General features: G+C 30.0%; 23 protein-coding genes. 21 read left to right on the forward strand and 2 right to left on the reverse strand.

Features of this window, described 5'->3' with window-relative positions; all coding sequences use genetic code 11:
• Positions 1-17: 17 nt before the first annotated feature.
• Both h2es_RS00685 and h2es_RS00690 read right to left on the reverse strand, forming a co-directional pair.
• Complete coding sequence (locus tag h2es_RS00685; protein ID WP_154510486.1) at positions 18-1,322, reverse strand: sigma-54-dependent transcriptional regulator; 1,305 nt, start codon at positions 1,320-1,322, stop codon at positions 18-20.
• Between the two features lie 2 nt (positions 1,323-1,324).
• Positions 1,325-1,942: a DedA family protein gene (locus h2es_RS00690; RefSeq protein ID WP_126044876.1), complete on the reverse strand. Its 618-nt coding sequence runs from the start codon at positions 1,940-1,942 to the stop codon at positions 1,325-1,327.
• A gap of 80 nt (positions 1,943-2,022) precedes the next feature.
• Between h2es_RS00690 and h2es_RS00695 the strand changes: the two genes are divergently transcribed.
• The 21 genes from h2es_RS00695 to rplE all read left to right on the forward strand — a co-directional run bounded on the left by h2es_RS00695 (position 2,023) and on the right by rplE (position 15,780).
• Positions 2,023-2,652: a tetratricopeptide repeat protein gene (locus tag h2es_RS00695; protein ID WP_154510488.1), complete on the forward strand. Its 630-nt coding sequence runs from the start codon at positions 2,023-2,025 to the stop codon at positions 2,650-2,652.
• A 107-nt stretch (positions 2,653-2,759) separates the two neighbouring features.
• On the forward strand, positions 2,760-3,944 hold the full coding sequence (locus tag h2es_RS00700) for an aromatic amino acid transport family protein (protein ID WP_154510490.1): 1,185 nt from the start codon (positions 2,760-2,762) through the stop codon (positions 3,942-3,944).
• A 41-nt stretch (positions 3,945-3,985) separates the two neighbouring features.
• Positions 3,986-5,341, forward strand: coding sequence for a sodium:solute symporter family protein (locus h2es_RS00705; RefSeq protein ID WP_154510492.1), 1,356 nt, complete (start codon positions 3,986-3,988; stop codon positions 5,339-5,341).
• Between the two features lie 104 nt (positions 5,342-5,445).
• Positions 5,446-5,820 (forward strand): 30S ribosomal protein S12, encoded by a 375-nt coding sequence (gene rpsL, locus h2es_RS00710; RefSeq protein WP_154510494.1) that lies wholly within the window; start codon positions 5,446-5,448, stop codon positions 5,818-5,820.
• A gap of 6 nt (positions 5,821-5,826) precedes the next feature.
• The gene (rpsG, locus tag h2es_RS00715; protein WP_154510496.1) at positions 5,827-6,300 is read left to right on the forward strand and encodes a 30S ribosomal protein S7; all 474 of its coding nucleotides are present in this window, start codon (positions 5,827-5,829) and stop codon (positions 6,298-6,300) included.
• A gap of 3 nt (positions 6,301-6,303) precedes the next feature.
• A complete protein-coding gene (gene fusA, locus h2es_RS00720; protein ID WP_154510498.1) occupies positions 6,304-8,397 on the forward strand; it encodes an elongation factor G in 2,094 nt (697 codons plus the stop codon).
• Between the two features lie 17 nt (positions 8,398-8,414).
• Positions 8,415-9,596 (forward strand): elongation factor Tu, encoded by a 1,182-nt coding sequence (gene tuf, locus h2es_RS00725; RefSeq protein WP_154510500.1) that lies wholly within the window; start codon positions 8,415-8,417, stop codon positions 9,594-9,596.
• Between the two features lie 9 nt (positions 9,597-9,605).
• The gene (gene rpsJ, locus h2es_RS00730; protein ID WP_126044625.1) at positions 9,606-9,938 is read left to right on the forward strand and encodes a 30S ribosomal protein S10; all 333 of its coding nucleotides are present in this window, start codon (positions 9,606-9,608) and stop codon (positions 9,936-9,938) included.
• The gene (rplC, locus tag h2es_RS00735) at positions 9,925-10,578 is read left to right on the forward strand and encodes a 50S ribosomal protein L3 (protein ID WP_154510502.1); all 654 of its coding nucleotides are present in this window, start codon (positions 9,925-9,927) and stop codon (positions 10,576-10,578) included. The genes rpsJ and rplC overlap by 14 nt, the downstream gene beginning before the upstream one ends.
• A gap of 14 nt (positions 10,579-10,592) precedes the next feature.
• Positions 10,593-11,213, forward strand: coding sequence for a 50S ribosomal protein L4 (gene rplD / locus h2es_RS00740; RefSeq protein ID WP_154510504.1), 621 nt, complete (start codon positions 10,593-10,595; stop codon positions 11,211-11,213).
• Positions 11,210-11,503: a 50S ribosomal protein L23 gene (rplW, locus tag h2es_RS00745; RefSeq protein ID WP_126044628.1), complete on the forward strand. Its 294-nt coding sequence runs from the start codon at positions 11,210-11,212 to the stop codon at positions 11,501-11,503. Before rplD ends, rplW begins: the two co-directional genes overlap by 4 nt.
• 3 nt (positions 11,504-11,506) lie before the next feature.
• The gene (gene rplB, locus h2es_RS00750) at positions 11,507-12,334 is read left to right on the forward strand and encodes a 50S ribosomal protein L2 (protein WP_154510506.1); all 828 of its coding nucleotides are present in this window, start codon (positions 11,507-11,509) and stop codon (positions 12,332-12,334) included.
• A gap of 20 nt (positions 12,335-12,354) precedes the next feature.
• Positions 12,355-12,624 carry a 30S ribosomal protein S19 gene (rpsS, locus tag h2es_RS00755; RefSeq protein WP_126044630.1) on the forward strand — a complete coding sequence of 90 codons (270 nt, stop codon included), beginning with the start codon at positions 12,355-12,357 and terminating at the stop codon, positions 12,622-12,624.
• Between the two features lie 23 nt (positions 12,625-12,647).
• Entirely contained in the window at positions 12,648-12,983 is a 336-nt protein-coding gene (rplV, locus tag h2es_RS00760) for a 50S ribosomal protein L22 (RefSeq protein ID WP_126044631.1), read from the forward strand.
• 1 nt (position 12,984) lies between these two features.
• Positions 12,985-13,668: a 30S ribosomal protein S3 gene (gene rpsC, locus h2es_RS00765; protein WP_126044632.1), complete on the forward strand. Its 684-nt coding sequence runs from the start codon at positions 12,985-12,987 to the stop codon at positions 13,666-13,668.
• Complete coding sequence (gene rplP / locus h2es_RS00770) at positions 13,640-14,059, forward strand: 50S ribosomal protein L16 (protein ID WP_326844991.1); 420 nt, start codon at positions 13,640-13,642, stop codon at positions 14,057-14,059. The genes rpsC and rplP overlap by 29 nt, the downstream gene beginning before the upstream one ends.
• Positions 14,060-14,281, forward strand: coding sequence for a 50S ribosomal protein L29 (rpmC, locus tag h2es_RS00775; RefSeq protein WP_154510510.1), 222 nt, complete (start codon positions 14,060-14,062; stop codon positions 14,279-14,281).
• An 8-nt stretch (positions 14,282-14,289) separates the two neighbouring features.
• Positions 14,290-14,520: a 30S ribosomal protein S17 gene (rpsQ, locus tag h2es_RS00780; protein WP_126044634.1), complete on the forward strand. Its 231-nt coding sequence runs from the start codon at positions 14,290-14,292 to the stop codon at positions 14,518-14,520.
• Between the two features lie 12 nt (positions 14,521-14,532).
• Positions 14,533-14,901 (forward strand): 50S ribosomal protein L14, encoded by a 369-nt coding sequence (rplN, locus tag h2es_RS00785; RefSeq protein ID WP_154510512.1) that lies wholly within the window; start codon positions 14,533-14,535, stop codon positions 14,899-14,901.
• Between the two features lies 1 nt (position 14,902).
• Positions 14,903-15,232: a 50S ribosomal protein L24 gene (rplX, locus tag h2es_RS00790; protein ID WP_126044636.1), complete on the forward strand. Its 330-nt coding sequence runs from the start codon at positions 14,903-14,905 to the stop codon at positions 15,230-15,232.
• 2 nt (positions 15,233-15,234) lie between these two features.
• Positions 15,235-15,780, forward strand: a complete 546-nt coding sequence (gene rplE, locus h2es_RS00795; RefSeq protein ID WP_126044637.1) for a 50S ribosomal protein L5 — start codon at positions 15,235-15,237, stop codon at positions 15,778-15,780.
• The last annotated feature ends 16 nt before the right edge of the window (positions 15,781-15,796 follow it).

Consider the following 15,796-nt stretch of genomic DNA (forward strand, 5'->3'; position numbering starts at 1 on the left):
AATTGTAATTGCAACCATTAATTGTGGAAATTTATTCCTAGGTCTTTGATTTTTTTATGTAAAGCTGTTCTTTCGATCCCAATCTTTTTTGCTGTTTTTGTTACGTTTTTATAATTTTTTTGTAGATTTATTTCTATGTATTTTTTTTCAAAAAATTGTTTAGCAATTTTAAAAGATTGGTTGCAATAAAATTCTGTATCAAAATTTTCAGTACTTTTATTTAAAGAATTTCGAATATTTAATGAAGTATGTGATTTTAAAAGTAATTTAATTAATATATTTTCTATAGATGCTTTTAGTTCTAAAATATTTCCTGGCCAATCGTAGTTTAAAAATTGTGAAAAAAAATCATCATCTATATTTATATTGTTTATATTATAATTACTTTTGAAATTATTTACATAATATTCAACAATTGATTGGATATCTTGTTTGCGTTCTCTAAGTGGTGGTATTTCAATTGTAATTGATGATAACCTTTGTAGCAAATCATAATTAAATATTTTTTTTAATTTATCTTTGGTTAAAGAAGAGGAGCTTATAATTCTACAAAATTGTATTGAATTTTGACTTTTGTTTAAATAATTTAATAATTTCTTCTGTAAATTAGATGTTAACTTTGTGACCTGATTTAAATATAATGTAGATCTTTTAGCTTTTTCAAAAATAGGTGTATCATTTTTATAACCAAACAATATCTTGTCTAACTCCTGCTCAGTATAATTTTCAATATTTATTTTGTAAAAAGGCTTATTTCCTGAATTTTGACAATCATGTACTAATCTAGCGATTTTTTCTTTTCCAGTGCCTATTTCACCAATTATCATGGTTCTAGTGTTTGTACCTATTTTATTTGCGATTGTGTTTTTTATATCATTTATCTTTTTGCTTTTGCCAATAATAGCAGCTAAATCATTCTGTTGTTTTAGTTGTGTGTTATATTGTTGAAGTTCAATGTTTTCTAAAGTTCTCTTCACTGTTAGTATTAGTTTTTCTGATTTGAAAGGCTTGTCTATAAAACTATAAGCTCCTAATTTTATTGCTTTAATAGCAGTTTCAATATTACCATGTCCACTAATTATAATTACAGCTGTGTTTTTATATTTTTCTTTAATAATTTTAAGCAATCCTAATCCATCCATATCGCTGCCTTCAAGCCAAACATCGAGAATGACTATTTTAGGGGTGAATTTTTCTAATAATTTTATAGCTGATGAGGAGTTCAACGTATATTCAGTTTGTAAATTTAATTCGTCTTCAATAATATCTTTTATTAATTCACCTATATCTTGTTCATCATCTATTACTAATAAGTCGACCATTTTTAATTATTTTTTTTTAACTTTTTTATAACATATAGTAGTAAAAAAATAAAAATAACAATAATAATTATAGTTATGTTAAATCTTTTTATATAAGTAGATATTAACTCTTCATTTGTTCCAATCACATGCCCAAGGTAAAGTAGGAATGACAGCCAAATCAAGCTTCCTAAAAATGTATAAAGTGTAAATAATTTTAAGTTCATCTTTGCAAGTCCAGCTGGGAAAGATATAAAATGTTTAATTCCTGGCAACATTCTTCCAAAAAATGTTGATATAACGCCGTATTTATTAAAAAAAAGTTCAATCTTTAGTAGTTGTCCAGATTTTAAAAAAAAGTACTTGCCATAATTTATAAATAATTTTCTACCAAAATGATAAGCTATAAAATAGTTAACAAATGATCCTGATAGTGTTCCTGCTATACTAGATATAAGTACAGGTGCTAGATGCATGTCTCCCTTAGCAATTAAGTATCCTGCTGGTATTAATGTAAATTCACTTGGTATGGGTATAAATGTACTTTCTATAAATGTCATTATAAAAATTCCAATATAACCAAAGGTTTGAACGAAATTTAAAATTAGCTTGAATATTTCTTCAAAAAATTCTACAAACATTTATTTCAACAATGTTTATTTAAATAACTTTTGTTTAATATAGATTAAAAATTCTAAATCACAATTATTAATTTGCAATTATGGACATTTTAGACGAAATTCAAGAAGAAGTTAAGAAAGAAAAATTACTCAGCTTTTTTCAGAATTATGGTAAATATTTAGTAGCTGCTATTTTAGCATGTTTTATTTTTACAATTTTATATTTTTGGTGGAGCAATTATAAAAGCAATTTATTATTTGAGGATTCTAGTGAATATAATGATGCAATAAATTCCAAGGAGCAAATTAGAATTTCGAAATTAGAGAAAATTAAGCAAAAAAACAGTGTATATGGAGATTTAGCTAAGCTTCAGTTGGCAGCATACTATTACGACGATAAAGATTTTAATAAGTCAATTCATAATTATGAGTTAATTTATAAATCTAATAGTTCCAGTGAAATTTATAGGGATTATGCTAAATTAATGGCTATAAAAATAAGGGTGCATACGGGAAAAATTAGTTTAGATGATGGAATAAAATTGTATGAGGATTTTTATAAAGATTCTAAATATTTTAAAAATATTGCAGTCTTAGGGGAATCAATATTACTTTTAAATAAAGGTAATTATAACTCTAAATCGCATAAAATAAATGAAATTCTAACAGACAATGAGGCTCCAAATTTATTATTATATCTTGCAAAAATTATAAATAAAAGATTGTCCTAATTTTATTAATTTATAAACTTTTTAAGTTAATTTTAAAAAAGAAACATCTTTACAGCTGGTATTTTTAGTTTTATTTTTTGTGCAAATTTTAAATTCTACAAAATTAGATGTTTATTAAAAATAAATTAGTTGGAGCAGTATTTATTGTTGCAGGAACTAGCATTGGAGCTAGTATGCTGGCTTTGCCAATGATGGCTTCTTCTTTAGGTGCTCTTAGCACATTAGCGCTTTTGATTTTTATATGGTTTTTAGGTTATTATACAGCAACTTTAGCTTTAGAGATCAATCATTTTTATAAGGGCGCATATTCCATTTCAGAATTATGTAAAAAAAGTTTTAATTCGAAGATCTGGTTATTGGCAGATTTTTCTATTGTGAGCTTGTTTTATTCTTTGTTAGCTGCTTATATTTCAGGTATTATTGATATAGCAGCAATTAATAAATTTATATTGACTAATTATAAATCGAATTATTTAGGTTATTTGATTGTGGGAGTGCTTATATTTTGTGTTGTTTATAATAATAAAATTTTAGATATAAGTAATAGATTGGTATTTATTTTGAAATTTACTCTTTTTTTGATTTTATTATATTTTTTATCTTTAAAGATCAAATTTGCTAACATTAATCACTTTGTTAGCTATATTGAGATTAATAGTCAAATATTTAAAGCTATTCCAATATTTTTTACATCTTTTGGGTTTCATGGTGGTATTCCCTTTATAATGAAATACTTAGATAACGATGCCATAAATATTAAAAAGTCATTTTTTTTGGGAAGCTTAATAAGTTTTTTTATATATTTGCTATGGATGTTTTTTTCTTTAGGAGTATTACCAAAATATGGATTGACTAGCTTTGAGTCTATTGAACATGCTAATAATAAATTGGGTTGTTTTATAAATATGTTAACTAACATTGCTGATAATAGTGCCTTGCATTCAGTGATATCTATGTTTAGTTGGTTAGCTATAGTTACTTCGTTTTTAGGTGTGGGAATAGGATTATATGATTATTTTTTTGAGAAATTTAAGTTTAAAAAAAATATACTAAAAGATCAACTTTTAGCTCTTTTATTGACTTTTTTTATACCTTTTGTTATGGCTATTTTCGGGGAAAATATATTTATAAGTGCTTTAGCTTGTGCAGCTATAAGTTTAAGTTTACTTGCAATTATTTTTCCTACAGCTATTGCATTTAAGATTGGTATAAAAAGTAGATTGGCAGTTATTATAACTATGTTTTTTGGAATAGTAATAATTGCCATAGAAGTTGTAAATTTACTGTTTTAATAATTGTGTAATAAATTATTACAGATAGTTGTCGGGTAAGGATGGGATATTTTGATTTAAGCATTTTTATTATTCTGACATTATTTACTTTGCTCTACACAGTAATCTTATCTAGGAAAAATAATGAAAGCAGTGTTGCTAATTATTTAATTTTTGGTCGTAAACTAACTTTGCCGTTATTTGTTACAACATTAGTTTCAACTTGGTATGGTGATATATTTGGAGTAACGCAAATTGCATTTAAAAGAGGTATAAGCACTATTGCTGTATATGGAATTGGCTTTTATTTAGCGGCTATTTTTTTTATGTTATTTTTTGTCGAAAAAGCAAGGAAAATGAATGTTTTTACATTGCCTGAGATAATTAAAGTAAAATATGGAAAAACTTCTTATAAATTAACATCTTTTATGATTTTAATAAAAGCTTTGCCTATTTCCTATTTAATAGGAATTGGTTTGTTGATTCAAAAATTATTTGGATTGAGTTTAAATTCTTCTATGCTATTAGGTATAATATTTGTAATAGCATATATAGGAATCAGGGGTTTTAGTGGGATAATATATTCAGATGCCATTCAATTTATATTAATGTATGCATCTATTGTTATGGTTGTAATATTTTCATATCTTGAATATGGTGGTTATGATTTTTTAAATGCAAATTTAGGTGAGGAATATTTTTCCATTAATAGTGGTGAGACGCTATCTGGATTATTTGTATGGTTTTTTATTTCAATTATTACTACTTTTATGAGTCCAGTATTTTATCAAAGGTGTTTTTCTGCAAAAAATTCAGCAATTGCTAAGAAGGGCATTCTTATTTCAGTAATATTTTGGATGATTTGTGATTTTTGTACAGTTAGTAGCTCTATGTATGCCAAAGCTGTCTTTCCTGATTCTATGCCACATGAAGCTTATTTTAATTATGCTATGAGTATATTGCCTATAGGTTTAAAAGGTTTGTTTCTTGCAGGTATTGCAGCAACAATTTTATCAACACTTGATTCTTTTTTATTTATTTGTAGTAGTACATTGATTTATGATTTGCTTGGTAGAAAATTTTCTCAAAACAATGTATATAAAATTGGAAGCTTAGTTATTACAGGTATAATAACTTTTTTATTAGCAGGGCATTTTGTTGATGATATTGATTATTTTTATAAATTGTTAAGAAGTTATTGTGGAATTACATTAGCTATACCAATGATGTGCACTATTTTTTTTAAAAAGATTTTAAGTGAGAAGCAATTTATTTATTCTATATTACTAGCTTGTATGTCAATGTTAATTAATGATTTTTTTGGATTTACTGTAATTGAAAACTTTTATTTGGGGGCTCTAATAAGTTCTATGTCAATTATGATATTTGCTTTGATAAATAATATTAGTAAAAGATGAATGTTATAGTGAGTTAGTTTTTTGCAAAAATCACTTGACTAGCTGATGAGTTATAAATATTATCTCCAGACCACATTGTTTTTTAATTTTTAAATTATTTTGTAATGCCAACTATAAGTCAATTAGTAAAAAGGCCTAGAAAATCTAAGGAGGCTAAAAATAAAGTTCCTGCTTTGCAAGGGTGCCCTCAAAAAAGAGGTATTTGTGCAAGGGTATATACAACGACTCCAAGAAAGCCTAACTCGGCTATGAGAAAGGTTGCTAGGGTTAAGCTTACTAATGGATATGAGGTGACAAGTTATATTCCTGGAGAAGGGCATAATCTTCAAGAGCACTCAGTTATTTTAATTAGAGGTGGTAGAGTTAAGGATTTGCCAGGAGTTAGGTATCATACTGTAAGAGGTGCGTTAGATACACAGGGTGTACAAAATAGAAAGCAGTGTCGATCTAAATATGGAACAAAGAAACCTAAATCGTAAATATATATGTCAAGACGTAGAGCTGCAGAGATAAAAAATATTACCCCTGATGCAAATTACAAAAGTATTGTGATTGCTAAATTTATTAACTATTTAATGCAAAATGGTAAAAAAGCTAAGGCTGAAAAGATTGTTTATGAGTCGATAGATAATCTTTCTGGTAAAATTAAAAAAGAGCCTGTTGAGGCTTTTGAAGAAATTGTTGATAATCTGAGGCCTTTAATAGAGGTTAAATCAAGGAGAGTTGGTGGAGCAACTTACCAAGTGCCAATGGAAGTTAGGTCTTCTAGAGCTTTGGCCTTGGCTTTAAAGTGGCTTGTGAATGCTGCTAGGTCTAGGAAATCAGAAAAGACTATGGTTGATAGATTATCTAATGAATTAATAGATGCTTACAATAAGAAAGGGATGGCTTACAAGAAGAAAGAAGATACTCATAAGATGGCTGAGGCAAACAAAGCATTTTCTCATTATAGGTGGTAAGTTATGTGTGCAAGAGAAACTAAGATTGAAGATTATAGGAATATAGGTATCATGGCTCATATTGATGCTGGAAAAACTACCACTACAGAGAGAGTGTTGTATTACACTGGAAAATCTCATAAAATTGGAGAGGTGCATGAGGGTAATGCTACTATGGATTGGATGGAGCAAGAGCAAGAAAGAGGGATTACAATCACCTCTGCTGCTACTACATGTTTTTGGAAGAGCGAAAGTGGTAAGATGTGTAGAGTTAATATTATTGATACTCCAGGGCACGTTGACTTTACAATTGAAGTTGAAAGAGCTTTAAGAGTGCTTGATGGCGCTGTTGCAGTCTTTGATGGTGTTGCTGGTGTTGAGCCTCAATCAGAAACAGTTTGGAGGCAAGCTGATAAATATAATGTGCCAAGAATGTGTTTTGTTAATAAAATGGATAGAGTAGGGGCTGATTTTTATAGATGCGTTGATATGATTGTCGATAGGCTTGGTGCTAAGCCAGCTGTTATGCAGTTACCTATAGGTTCTGAAGATAATTTTTTAGGGGTTGTTGATTTAGTATTGAATAAGTCAATTATTTGGAAAGGTGATAAGCTTGGTGCTGAATATGAATATAGAGAAATATCTGATGATCTAAAGGATAAGGCTGCTGAATATAGAGCTAACTTAGTTGAGACTATTGTTGAAGCTTATGATGAAGTGATGGAAAAATACCTAGCAGGCGAAGATTTAACGGTAGAGGAGATTAGAAGATGTGTTCGTAATGGCGTGTTAAAAGGCATGTTTGTTCCAGTATTTTGTGGATCAGCTTTTAAAAATAAGGGGGTGCAGCCATTGTTAGATGCAGTGGTAGATTATCTTCCAAGTCCAATTGATATTCCTCCTGCTAAAGGTATTCGATCTAGCAGCCAAGAAGAGGTGGAGGTTGGCTCTTCTGATGATGGAAAACTGTGTGCTTTAGCTTTTAAAGTGATGAATGATCCATTTGTAGGTTCTTTAACGTTTGTTAGGGTGTATTCTGGTGTTTTAAAATCAGGTGTTACTATTTATAATGCTACTAGAGAAAAAAAGGAGCGTGTTGGTAGGATGTTGCTTATGCATGCGAATAATAGAGAAGATGTAAAAGAATGTTATGCTGGTGATATTGTTGCAATAGCAGGGTTGAAAACAACTTCTACAGGAGATACGCTTTGTGAAATTGGTTGCGATATTGTTTTAGAGAAAATGGAATTTCCAGAGCCAGTTATTGAGGTAGCTATAGAGCCTAAAACTACTCAAGATCAAGAAAAAATGTCTATTGCAATAGCAAGGTTGGTTGCTGAAGATCCTTCTTTAAGGGTTAATACCGATATTGAAACAAATCAGACTAAGCTTGCTGGTATGGGTGAATTGCATTTAGAAATTATAGTTGATAGAATGAAGAGGGAGTTTAAGGTTGATGCAAATATTGGTGCTCCTCAGGTTGCTTATAGAGAGACTATAGATGGTTCACATGAAATTGATTATACTCATAAAAAGCAATCAGGTGGTGCTGGCCAATTCGCTAGAGTTAAGATATTGTTTGAAAAATTAGAGCCAGGAGAAGAATATCAGTTTGTAAGTAAAATTGTAGGTGGAAATATTCCTAAAGAGTATATACCCGCAATTGAAAAGGGTATTGAACAAATTAGTAAAACTGGTGTTATTGCTGGTTACCCGTTGATAGATTTTAAGGCTACTCTTCTTGATGGAGCGTATCATGATGTAGATTCAAGCGCACTTGCATTTGAAATTGCTGCTAAAGCTGCTTTTAGAGAAGGTATGAAGAATGCTTCCCCAATTTTATTGGAGCCAATAATGGATGTTGAGGTTATTACTCCTGATGATTACATTGGTGATGTAATAGGTCATTTAAATAGTATACGTGGTCAAGTTTTGGGAATGGAGCCAAGAGGTAATGCTCAAATTATTAAAGCTAAAGTGCCTTTGGCGACAATGTTTGGGTATGTTAATACTTTGAGATCTATGACACAGGGTAGGGCTCAATATAGTATGCAATTTGCTAATTATGAAAAAGTTTCTCAGCATATTGCTGATGAGATTATCAACCAAGAAAAATAAAAAAGGAGAAAGGAAAAATGGCAGAAGGAAAATTTGAAAGAAACAAGCCGCATGTAAACACAGGGACGATAGGGCATGTGGACCATGGGAAGACAACGTTGACAGCAGCGATAACTAAGTATTTTGGGAAATCAGCGGTAAAATATGATGAAATAGATAAAGCACCGGAAGAGAAAGAGAGAGGGATAACAATTAACTCGGCACATGTGGAGTATGAGACAGAGAGCAGGCATTACGCACACGTAGATTGTCCAGGACATGCGGATTATGTAAAGAACATGATAACAGGAGCAGCGCAGATGGATGGAGCGATATTGGTGGTGAGTGCGGTAGATGGTCCTATGCCACAGACAAGGGAGCACATATTGTTGGCGAAACAAGTAGGGATCAAGACGCTAGTAGTGTTTTTAAACAAAGTGGATATGGTAGAAGATGAAGAGTTATTAGAGTTAGTAGAAATAGAAGTAAGAGAATTATTGAGTAAATATGGATTTGATGGAGATGCAGCGAAGGTAATAAAAGGATCAGCGTTGAAGGCATTGACGGAAGAGGGTAGTGAATTAGGAGAGAAGGCGATAAGAGAATTAATGAAAGTAGTAGATGAAGAAATACCAATGCCAAAGAGAGAGATAGAAAAAGCGTTTTTAATGCCAATAGAGGATGTATTTTCGATATCAGGAAGAGGTACTGTAGTAACAGGGAGGATAGAGCAAGGTAAGGTAAAGGTAGGAGAAGAGATAGAGATAGTGGGGATAAAGAAAGAAAGTAAGAAGACGACATGCACAGGAGTGGAGATGTTTAAAAAGGAATTAGATGAAGGGATGGCAGGAGATAATGCAGGATTGTTATTAAGAGGAATAGCGAAAGAAGAAGTGGAGAGAGGGCAAGTATTAGCAAAACCAGGAAGTATAACACCACATACAAAGTTTAAGGCAGAAGTATATGTGTTAAAGAAGGAAGAAGGAGGGAGGCACACTCCGTTTTTTAAGAATTATAGGCCGCAATTTTACTTTAGAACAACGGATGTGACAGGAACTATTGAGTTGAAAAAAGATGTGGAGATGGTAATGCCAGGAGATAACACAGAGATAGTGGTGGAGTTAATAGCGCCAATAGCAATGGATAAGGGGTTGAAGTTTGCGATTAGAGAAGGTGGCAAAACTGTCGGTGCTGGTGTAGTTGCTGAAATTATTGAGTAGGGTAAAGATATGAGTTTTCAGCAATCAATAGAGTTAAAATTAAAAGCTTTTGAACCAAGGGTATTAGATAAAGCTGTTAAAGAAATAGTTGATACTATATCTAGAATTGGTGCAAGGTATAGAGGGCCTATACCTATGCCAAGAAAAATTAGCAAATTTACAGTAAATAGATCTCCTCATGTTGATAAAAAATCTAGAGAGCAATTTGAAATTAGAGATCATACAAGATTTTTGATCATAGAAGCTTCTCCTCAAACTGTAGATGCTTTAATGAAATTAGATATAGCTGCGGGTGTTGATATTAAAATTAAAATGAAAGGAGCTGAAAATGAAGGTAAATAGAACGGGTTTGATAGCTAAAAAAGTAGGTATGACTCAGATCTTTAAAGAAAATGGAAAGGTGATTCCAGTTACTATGATATTGATAGATGAAAATATAGTATTATCTGTTAAAACAAAAGAAAAAAATGGCTATGATGGTGTTCAATTGGCTGCGTTTGATCAAAAACCTCAGAGGCTTTCCAAAAGTATTAAGGGATCTTTTGAAAAAGCAAAGGTTAGTCCAAAAAAGAGATTAAAAGAATTTATTGTTCATGAAAATAATTTATTAAAAGTTGGCGATAAAATTAATGTAAATCATTTTAAAAAAGATCAATATGTTGATATTACAGGTATATCTATAGGAAAAGGATATGCAGGTACAATGAAGAGGCATAATTTTAAAGGATTGGAAGCTACTCATGGAGTTTCAATTAGTCATAGATCTGCTGGTTCTACAGGACAATGTCAAGATCCGGGAAGAGTTTTTAAGGGAAAAAAAATGGCTGGACAGATGGGTAATAAAAAGGTTACTACACAAAATATCAAAGTTATTGATATTGATAGTGAGTTGAATCTCTTGATAGTTAAGGGAGCGGTACCAGGTTGCAATAATGGTTATCTCTATGTTAAGGATGCAATTAAAAAAGCAGTGCCACGTTAAATTTGAGGTAAAATATGTATTTAGAAATAATAGATTTAGAGAATAAGGCGTTGAAAAAGGTAGATGTAAATATATTTGATATTGAAAATATCAGGTATGATTTAATACATCAATTAATTTTATGGCAGCAGTCTTATAGGAGAGCTGCTACAAGTCATACTAAAGAGATATCTGAAGTCAAAGGTTCAACAAGGAAAATTTACAAACAAAAAGGTACTGGTAGAGCTAGGCATGGAAGTATTAGAGGTGCTCAATTTGTAGGTGGTGGTATAATATTTGGACCAAGTAAAAATAAAGTATATAAAACTAAAGTTAATAAAAAAGTTAAAAAAATAGCGCTTTTAAATGCTTTAGCATTGAAATATAAAGATAAATCTATTATCATACGTGAGCATTTAAAAATGAACACTGGTAAATTTAAAGATTTTTCTAAGGTGTATGGAAATGAAATGTCATCAAAAAAAGTATTGTTTATAGATAATAGTTTTGATGATAATTTTATAAAGTCTATTAGAAATAATCATAAATTTAATGTGTTAAATTCTATAGGAATAAATGTTTTAGATGTTGTTAAGCATGATAAGATTTGTTTTTCTGAAGAAGCTTTTAATACTATTTTAGCGAGGTTCAAGTGAATAAAGTAGATTGGTATGACATTATAAAAAGACCGTTGTTGACTGAAAAAAGTAATAGTTTCGAGAATTTAGGTAAATATGTGTTTATAGTAAATTCTAAAAGTAACAAGTTACAGGTTAAGAAAGCTGTAGAGCAGATTTTTAATGTTAAAGTTGCAAAGGTTAATGTAATCAATATGGATGGTAAAGCTAAGATTTTTAAAGGTAGAAAAGGTAAAAGATCAAGTTATAAAAAAGCTATTATAACTACTAAGGATAAGAAGAAAATTGAATTTGCAAAGGGTATTTAAAATATGGCTTTAATTAATTACAATCCTGTCACTCCATCTCAAAGGCAACTAATATTAGTTGATAAATCTAAGCTTTGGAAAGGTGAGCCTATAAAAAAATTGGTTAAAGGAAAGCATAGTAAAGGTGGTAGAAATAATTTAGGGAGAACTACGGTATTTGGTAAATCTAAAGGTGTAAAGAAAAAGTATAGAATCATTGATTTTAAAAGAGATAAAGAGCTACATGCTGTGGTCGAGAGATTGGAATATGATCCTAATAGATCTGCTCACATAGCATTATTAAAATATGAAGATGGTGAATTTTCTTATATAATAGCTCCTGAAAATTTAAAAATTGGAAGTAAGGTTGTTTCATCTAGCAATGCTGATATAGAAGTAGGTAATTGCCTTCCCTTGAAGAATATTCCAATAGGAATTTTAGTTCATAATGTGGAGTTGAAGCCAAAGAAAGGAGCTCAATTAGCTAGGTCTGCAGGATCGTTTGCAACGATAGTTAGTAAAGATTCTGGTAAAATATCTTTAAAGCTTCGTTCAGGAGAAGTGAGGGTTGTTGAAAGCGAGTGTAAGGCAACAATAGGTGTTGTGTCTAATGCTGATAATAAAAATATTAAATTAGGCAAAGCTGGTAGAAAAAGATGGCTTGGTTTTAGACCTAAAGTTAGAGGTGTAGCTAAGAATCCAGTGGATCATCCTCATGGAGGTGGTGAAGGTAAAACTTCTGGAGGTAGACATCCTGTTACAGCTTGGGGTAAGCCTACAAAAGGATATAAAACTAGAAATAATAAACGAACAGATAAATATATAGTAAAGAGTAGACATAAAAATAAATAACAAAAAATAAGAATTAAATTATGAGTAATAGGTCAGTTTGGAAAGGTCCATTTGTTGAGCCAAAGTTATTAAAAAAAGTTAACGATGTCATTTCAGGTGGTAAATTTGCGACCATTAAAACATGGTCAAGAAAGTCAACTATTCTTCCAAATTTTGTTGGTTTAACATTTTCAGTTCATAATGGAAAAAGTTTTATTTCTGTGTTAGTTAATGAAAAAATGGTTGGAAAAAAACTTGGTGAATTTGCTCCAACTAGAAAATTTAGTGGCCATGGAAATAATAGAAAGTAAAATAATTAAATTTATATAGGTTTATGCAGGTAAAAGCTACAGACAGATTAGTTAAGTCAAGTGTTCAGAAATTAAATATTATTGCTGATTTAATTAGAAAAGAAAATGTTAATGATGCAATGTTGCAGCTTGAATTTTGTAAAAGAAAAGCTTCTAAAAATTTGCAAAATATACTTAAATCAGCTATTGCAAATTCACAAAATAATTTTGGTATGGATATTGATAAATTATATGTTAAAGAAGTTAAAATTGGTAAATCATTAACTTTAAAGCGTTCGATGGTGAGAGCTAGAGGTAGAATTAATAGGATTAATAAGCCTTTTAGTAGAGTCACTATAATTGTTGAGGAGAGAGGTTAATATGGGACAAAAAGTAAATCCAAATAGTTTTAGATTGGGAATTGTTTCTACTTGGGATTCATCATGGTATTGCACTAAAAATTATGCAAAAAAGTTGCATGAAGATATAAAGATTAGAAAGTTGATTTTTGATAAACTAAATTATGCTGGTGTAAGTAGAGTTTGTGTAGAGCGCCCCGCAAATAAAATTATTATAAATATTTATTCTTCAAGGCCTGGTGTAGTAATAGGGAAAAAAGGAGCTGATATAGCAAAAATAAAAGAATTTATATCAAAAATTACTTTAAATGAAGTTGTTATAAATATAACTGAAGTTAGAAAAGCTGAAACAGACCCTTTACTTGTAGCTAAGACTGTTGCAGAGCAACTTGAGAAAAGAGTTTCTTTTAGAAAGGCTGTTAAAAGAGCTATTTCTAACGCTATGAAGATGGGTGCAAAAGGTATAAAGATTAGTGTTTCTGGCCGTTTAGGTGGTGCAGAGATAGCTAGAACTGAGTGGTATAAAGAAGGAAGAGTTCCCCTTCATACGCTTAGAGCTATAGTAAAGTATGATATGGCTGAAGCTCATACTATATATGGACTTATAGGAGTAAAGGTATGGGTCTATAAAGGTGATAAGTTGGATAATTTTAAAAAAAATATTATAGAAAAAAATGATACTACGTCCAAAGAAAACAAAGTTTAGAAAAGCTTTTAAAGGTAGAATACATGGTAAAGCAAAAGGTGGTTTTAAAATTGCTTTTGGTAAATTTGCATTAAAAGCTTTGCAGCCTGAGAGGATTCAAGAAAAGCAAATTGAATCTGCTAGAAAGGCTATTAATAGGCATTTAAGAAGAGCTGGAAAATTATGGATCAGAATATTTCCAGATGTTCCTGTTAGTAAAAAACCTGCTGATGTTAGGATGGGAAGAGGAAAAGGTTCACCTGAATTTTGGGCGTGTAGGGTAAAGCCTGGCAGAATTTTATTTGAATTAGATTCTGTTACGGCAGAGCAAGCTATAGGTGCTTTTTCTAGAGCAGCTGCTAAGTTGCCCATAAAAACAAAAATAATTAAAAATATTGAAGAGGTGATCTAAATGAAATACCAGGAAGTTAAAAATTTAGATAATAAAGCTTTACAAAGTGAATTACTTAAGTATAAAAAGGAATACTTTAATCTTAGATTTCAAAAAGTTTTAGGAGAATTAAGTAATACTTCTAGAATAAGAGAGGTTAAAAAAAATATAGCTAGGATTTTTACTGCATTAAATAATGTTGATCAAAATAAAGTTGTTGATCAAAATAAAGTGAAAAAATAATAAAGATTATGTCAAAAAAAATATTAGATGGTATCGTATTAAGCAATAAAGCAGATAAGACTGTTACTGTTTTAGTTGAAAGAAAAATATTGCATAAAAAATATAAAAAAATAATCAAGAGAAGTAAAAAATATTTAGCTCATGATGAAAATAATTCTTTAAATATAGGTGATAAAGTTAAAATTATTGAAAGTAAACCTATATCTAAGTTAAAAAAATGGCATATTTTATCTAAGTAAATTGAGGTTATTATGATACAGATGGGTACAAGATTAAACGTTGCTGATAATACTGGTGCTAAAGAAGTTGAGTGTATCAAAGTTCTTGGTGGTAGTAAAAAAATGTCTGCAGATATCGGTGATAAGATAGTAGTTTCTATAAAAAAAGCAGCAGTTTCTGATAAAGTTAAAGAAGGTGAAGTGTTCCATGCAGTTGTTGTGAGAACTAGAAAAGAAAGAAGAAGAAAGGATGCAGTAGTTATAAGATTTTTTGATAATGCTGCTGTTCTATTAGATAAGCAAGGAGAATTAGTTGGTACTAGGATATTTGGTATAATACCTAGAGAATTAAGAGAGAGAAATTATTTGAAAATCATTTCATTAGCTCCAGAGGTAACATAATATGGCAAACAAGTTTAAAAAAAATGATAAGGTGAAAGTTATCTGTGGCAAAGATAAAGGTAAAGTTGCTGAGATAATAAGTTATTTTCCAAAGGATAATAAAGTGATATTGGGTGGAGTAAATTTAGTAAAAAGGCATACCAAGCCTAATAAATTAAATCCAGAAGGTGGTATTGTACAAAAAGAGATGCCTATTCATATATCTAATATTATGCATATTGATCCAAAAACAAATTCAGTGACAAAGATAGGTTTTAAAAAAATAAAAAATGGTAATAATACTAGATATTATAAAAAATCTGGTGAGTTGATAGATAATAAAAAAGTTTAATTATGGTTAGTTCAAGATTAGAAAAACATTACAATACAGTTTCTACCCCTCAGCTAAAAAAGCATTTTGATTTTAAAAATGATATGCAAGTGCCAAAGCTAAAAAAGATTTCAATTAATATTTCAGTTAAGGATGCTGTTAATGATTCAAAAATTATAGATAAAATTTATGAAGAATTAATGGTGATTTCTGGTCAAAAGCCAGTGGTTACTAAAGCAAAAAAATCTATTGCAGGATTTAAATTAAGGCAAGGTATGAAAATAGGGTGTAAAGTTACTCTTAGAAAAACAATGATGTATGAATTTCTAGATAGGTTAATTAACATTGCATTACCACGTGTTCGAGATTTTAAAGGACTAAGTTTTAAACAATTTGATGGAAATGGGAATTTTTGTCTAGGTATTAAAGAGCAAATAGTTTTTCCTGAAATAGATTATAATAAAATTGATAAAATTAGAGGAATGAATATAGTAATAGTAACTTCGACGAATAGTAATGAAGAAGCTAAATTTTTATTGAAAACTTTTAATTTACCGTTTTATAACTAAAAATAAATATATAACC

Source organism: Rickettsiales endosymbiont of Trichoplax sp. H2, from assembly GCF_009690945.1.
GTDB lineage: Bacteria > Pseudomonadota > Alphaproteobacteria > Rickettsiales > Midichloriaceae > Aquirickettsia > Aquirickettsia rohweri.

Bases quoted from the DNA above. Each gene is read 5' to 3' on its own strand.
- rpsS (WP_126044630.1), top strand. From the start codon at position 12,355: ATGAGTAATAGGTCAGTTTGGAAAGGTCCATTTGTTGAGCCAAAGTTA.
- h2es_RS00695 (WP_154510488.1), top strand. From the start codon at position 2,023: ATGGACATTTTAGACGAAATTCAAGAAGAAGTTAAGAAAGAAAAATTA.
- fusA (WP_154510498.1), top strand. From the start codon at position 6,304: ATGTGTGCAAGAGAAACTAAGATTGAAGATTATAGGAATATAGGTATC.
- rplV (WP_126044631.1), top strand. From the start codon at position 12,648: ATGCAGGTAAAAGCTACAGACAGATTAGTTAAGTCAAGTGTTCAGAAA.
- h2es_RS00685 (WP_154510486.1), bottom strand. From the start codon at position 1,322: ATGGTCGACTTATTAGTAATAGATGATGAACAAGATATAGGTGAATTA.
- rplN (WP_154510512.1), top strand. From the start codon at position 14,533: ATGATACAGATGGGTACAAGATTAAACGTTGCTGATAATACTGGTGCT.
- rpsC (WP_126044632.1), top strand. From the start codon at position 12,985: ATGGGACAAAAAGTAAATCCAAATAGTTTTAGATTGGGAATTGTTTCT.
- rpsL (WP_154510494.1), top strand. From the start codon at position 5,446: ATGCCAACTATAAGTCAATTAGTAAAAAGGCCTAGAAAATCTAAGGAG.
- rplB (WP_154510506.1), top strand. From the start codon at position 11,507: ATGGCTTTAATTAATTACAATCCTGTCACTCCATCTCAAAGGCAACTA.
- rplE (WP_126044637.1), top strand. From the start codon at position 15,235: ATGGTTAGTTCAAGATTAGAAAAACATTACAATACAGTTTCTACCCCT.
- rpsG (WP_154510496.1), top strand. From the start codon at position 5,827: ATGTCAAGACGTAGAGCTGCAGAGATAAAAAATATTACCCCTGATGCA.
- h2es_RS00705 (WP_154510492.1), top strand. From the start codon at position 3,986: ATGGGATATTTTGATTTAAGCATTTTTATTATTCTGACATTATTTACT.
- rpsJ (WP_126044625.1), top strand. From the start codon at position 9,606: ATGAGTTTTCAGCAATCAATAGAGTTAAAATTAAAAGCTTTTGAACCA.
- rplX (WP_126044636.1), top strand. From the start codon at position 14,903: ATGGCAAACAAGTTTAAAAAAAATGATAAGGTGAAAGTTATCTGTGGC.
- tuf (WP_154510500.1), top strand. From the start codon at position 8,415: ATGGCAGAAGGAAAATTTGAAAGAAACAAGCCGCATGTAAACACAGGG.
- rpsQ (WP_126044634.1), top strand. From the start codon at position 14,290: ATGTCAAAAAAAATATTAGATGGTATCGTATTAAGCAATAAAGCAGAT.
- h2es_RS00690 (WP_126044876.1), bottom strand. From the start codon at position 1,942: ATGTTTGTAGAATTTTTTGAAGAAATATTCAAGCTAATTTTAAATTTC.
- rplC (WP_154510502.1), top strand. From the start codon at position 9,925: ATGAAGGTAAATAGAACGGGTTTGATAGCTAAAAAAGTAGGTATGACT.
- rplD (WP_154510504.1), top strand. From the start codon at position 10,593: ATGTATTTAGAAATAATAGATTTAGAGAATAAGGCGTTGAAAAAGGTA.
- rpmC (WP_154510510.1), top strand. From the start codon at position 14,060: ATGAAATACCAGGAAGTTAAAAATTTAGATAATAAAGCTTTACAAAGT.
- h2es_RS00700 (WP_154510490.1), top strand. From the start codon at position 2,760: ATGTTTATTAAAAATAAATTAGTTGGAGCAGTATTTATTGTTGCAGGA.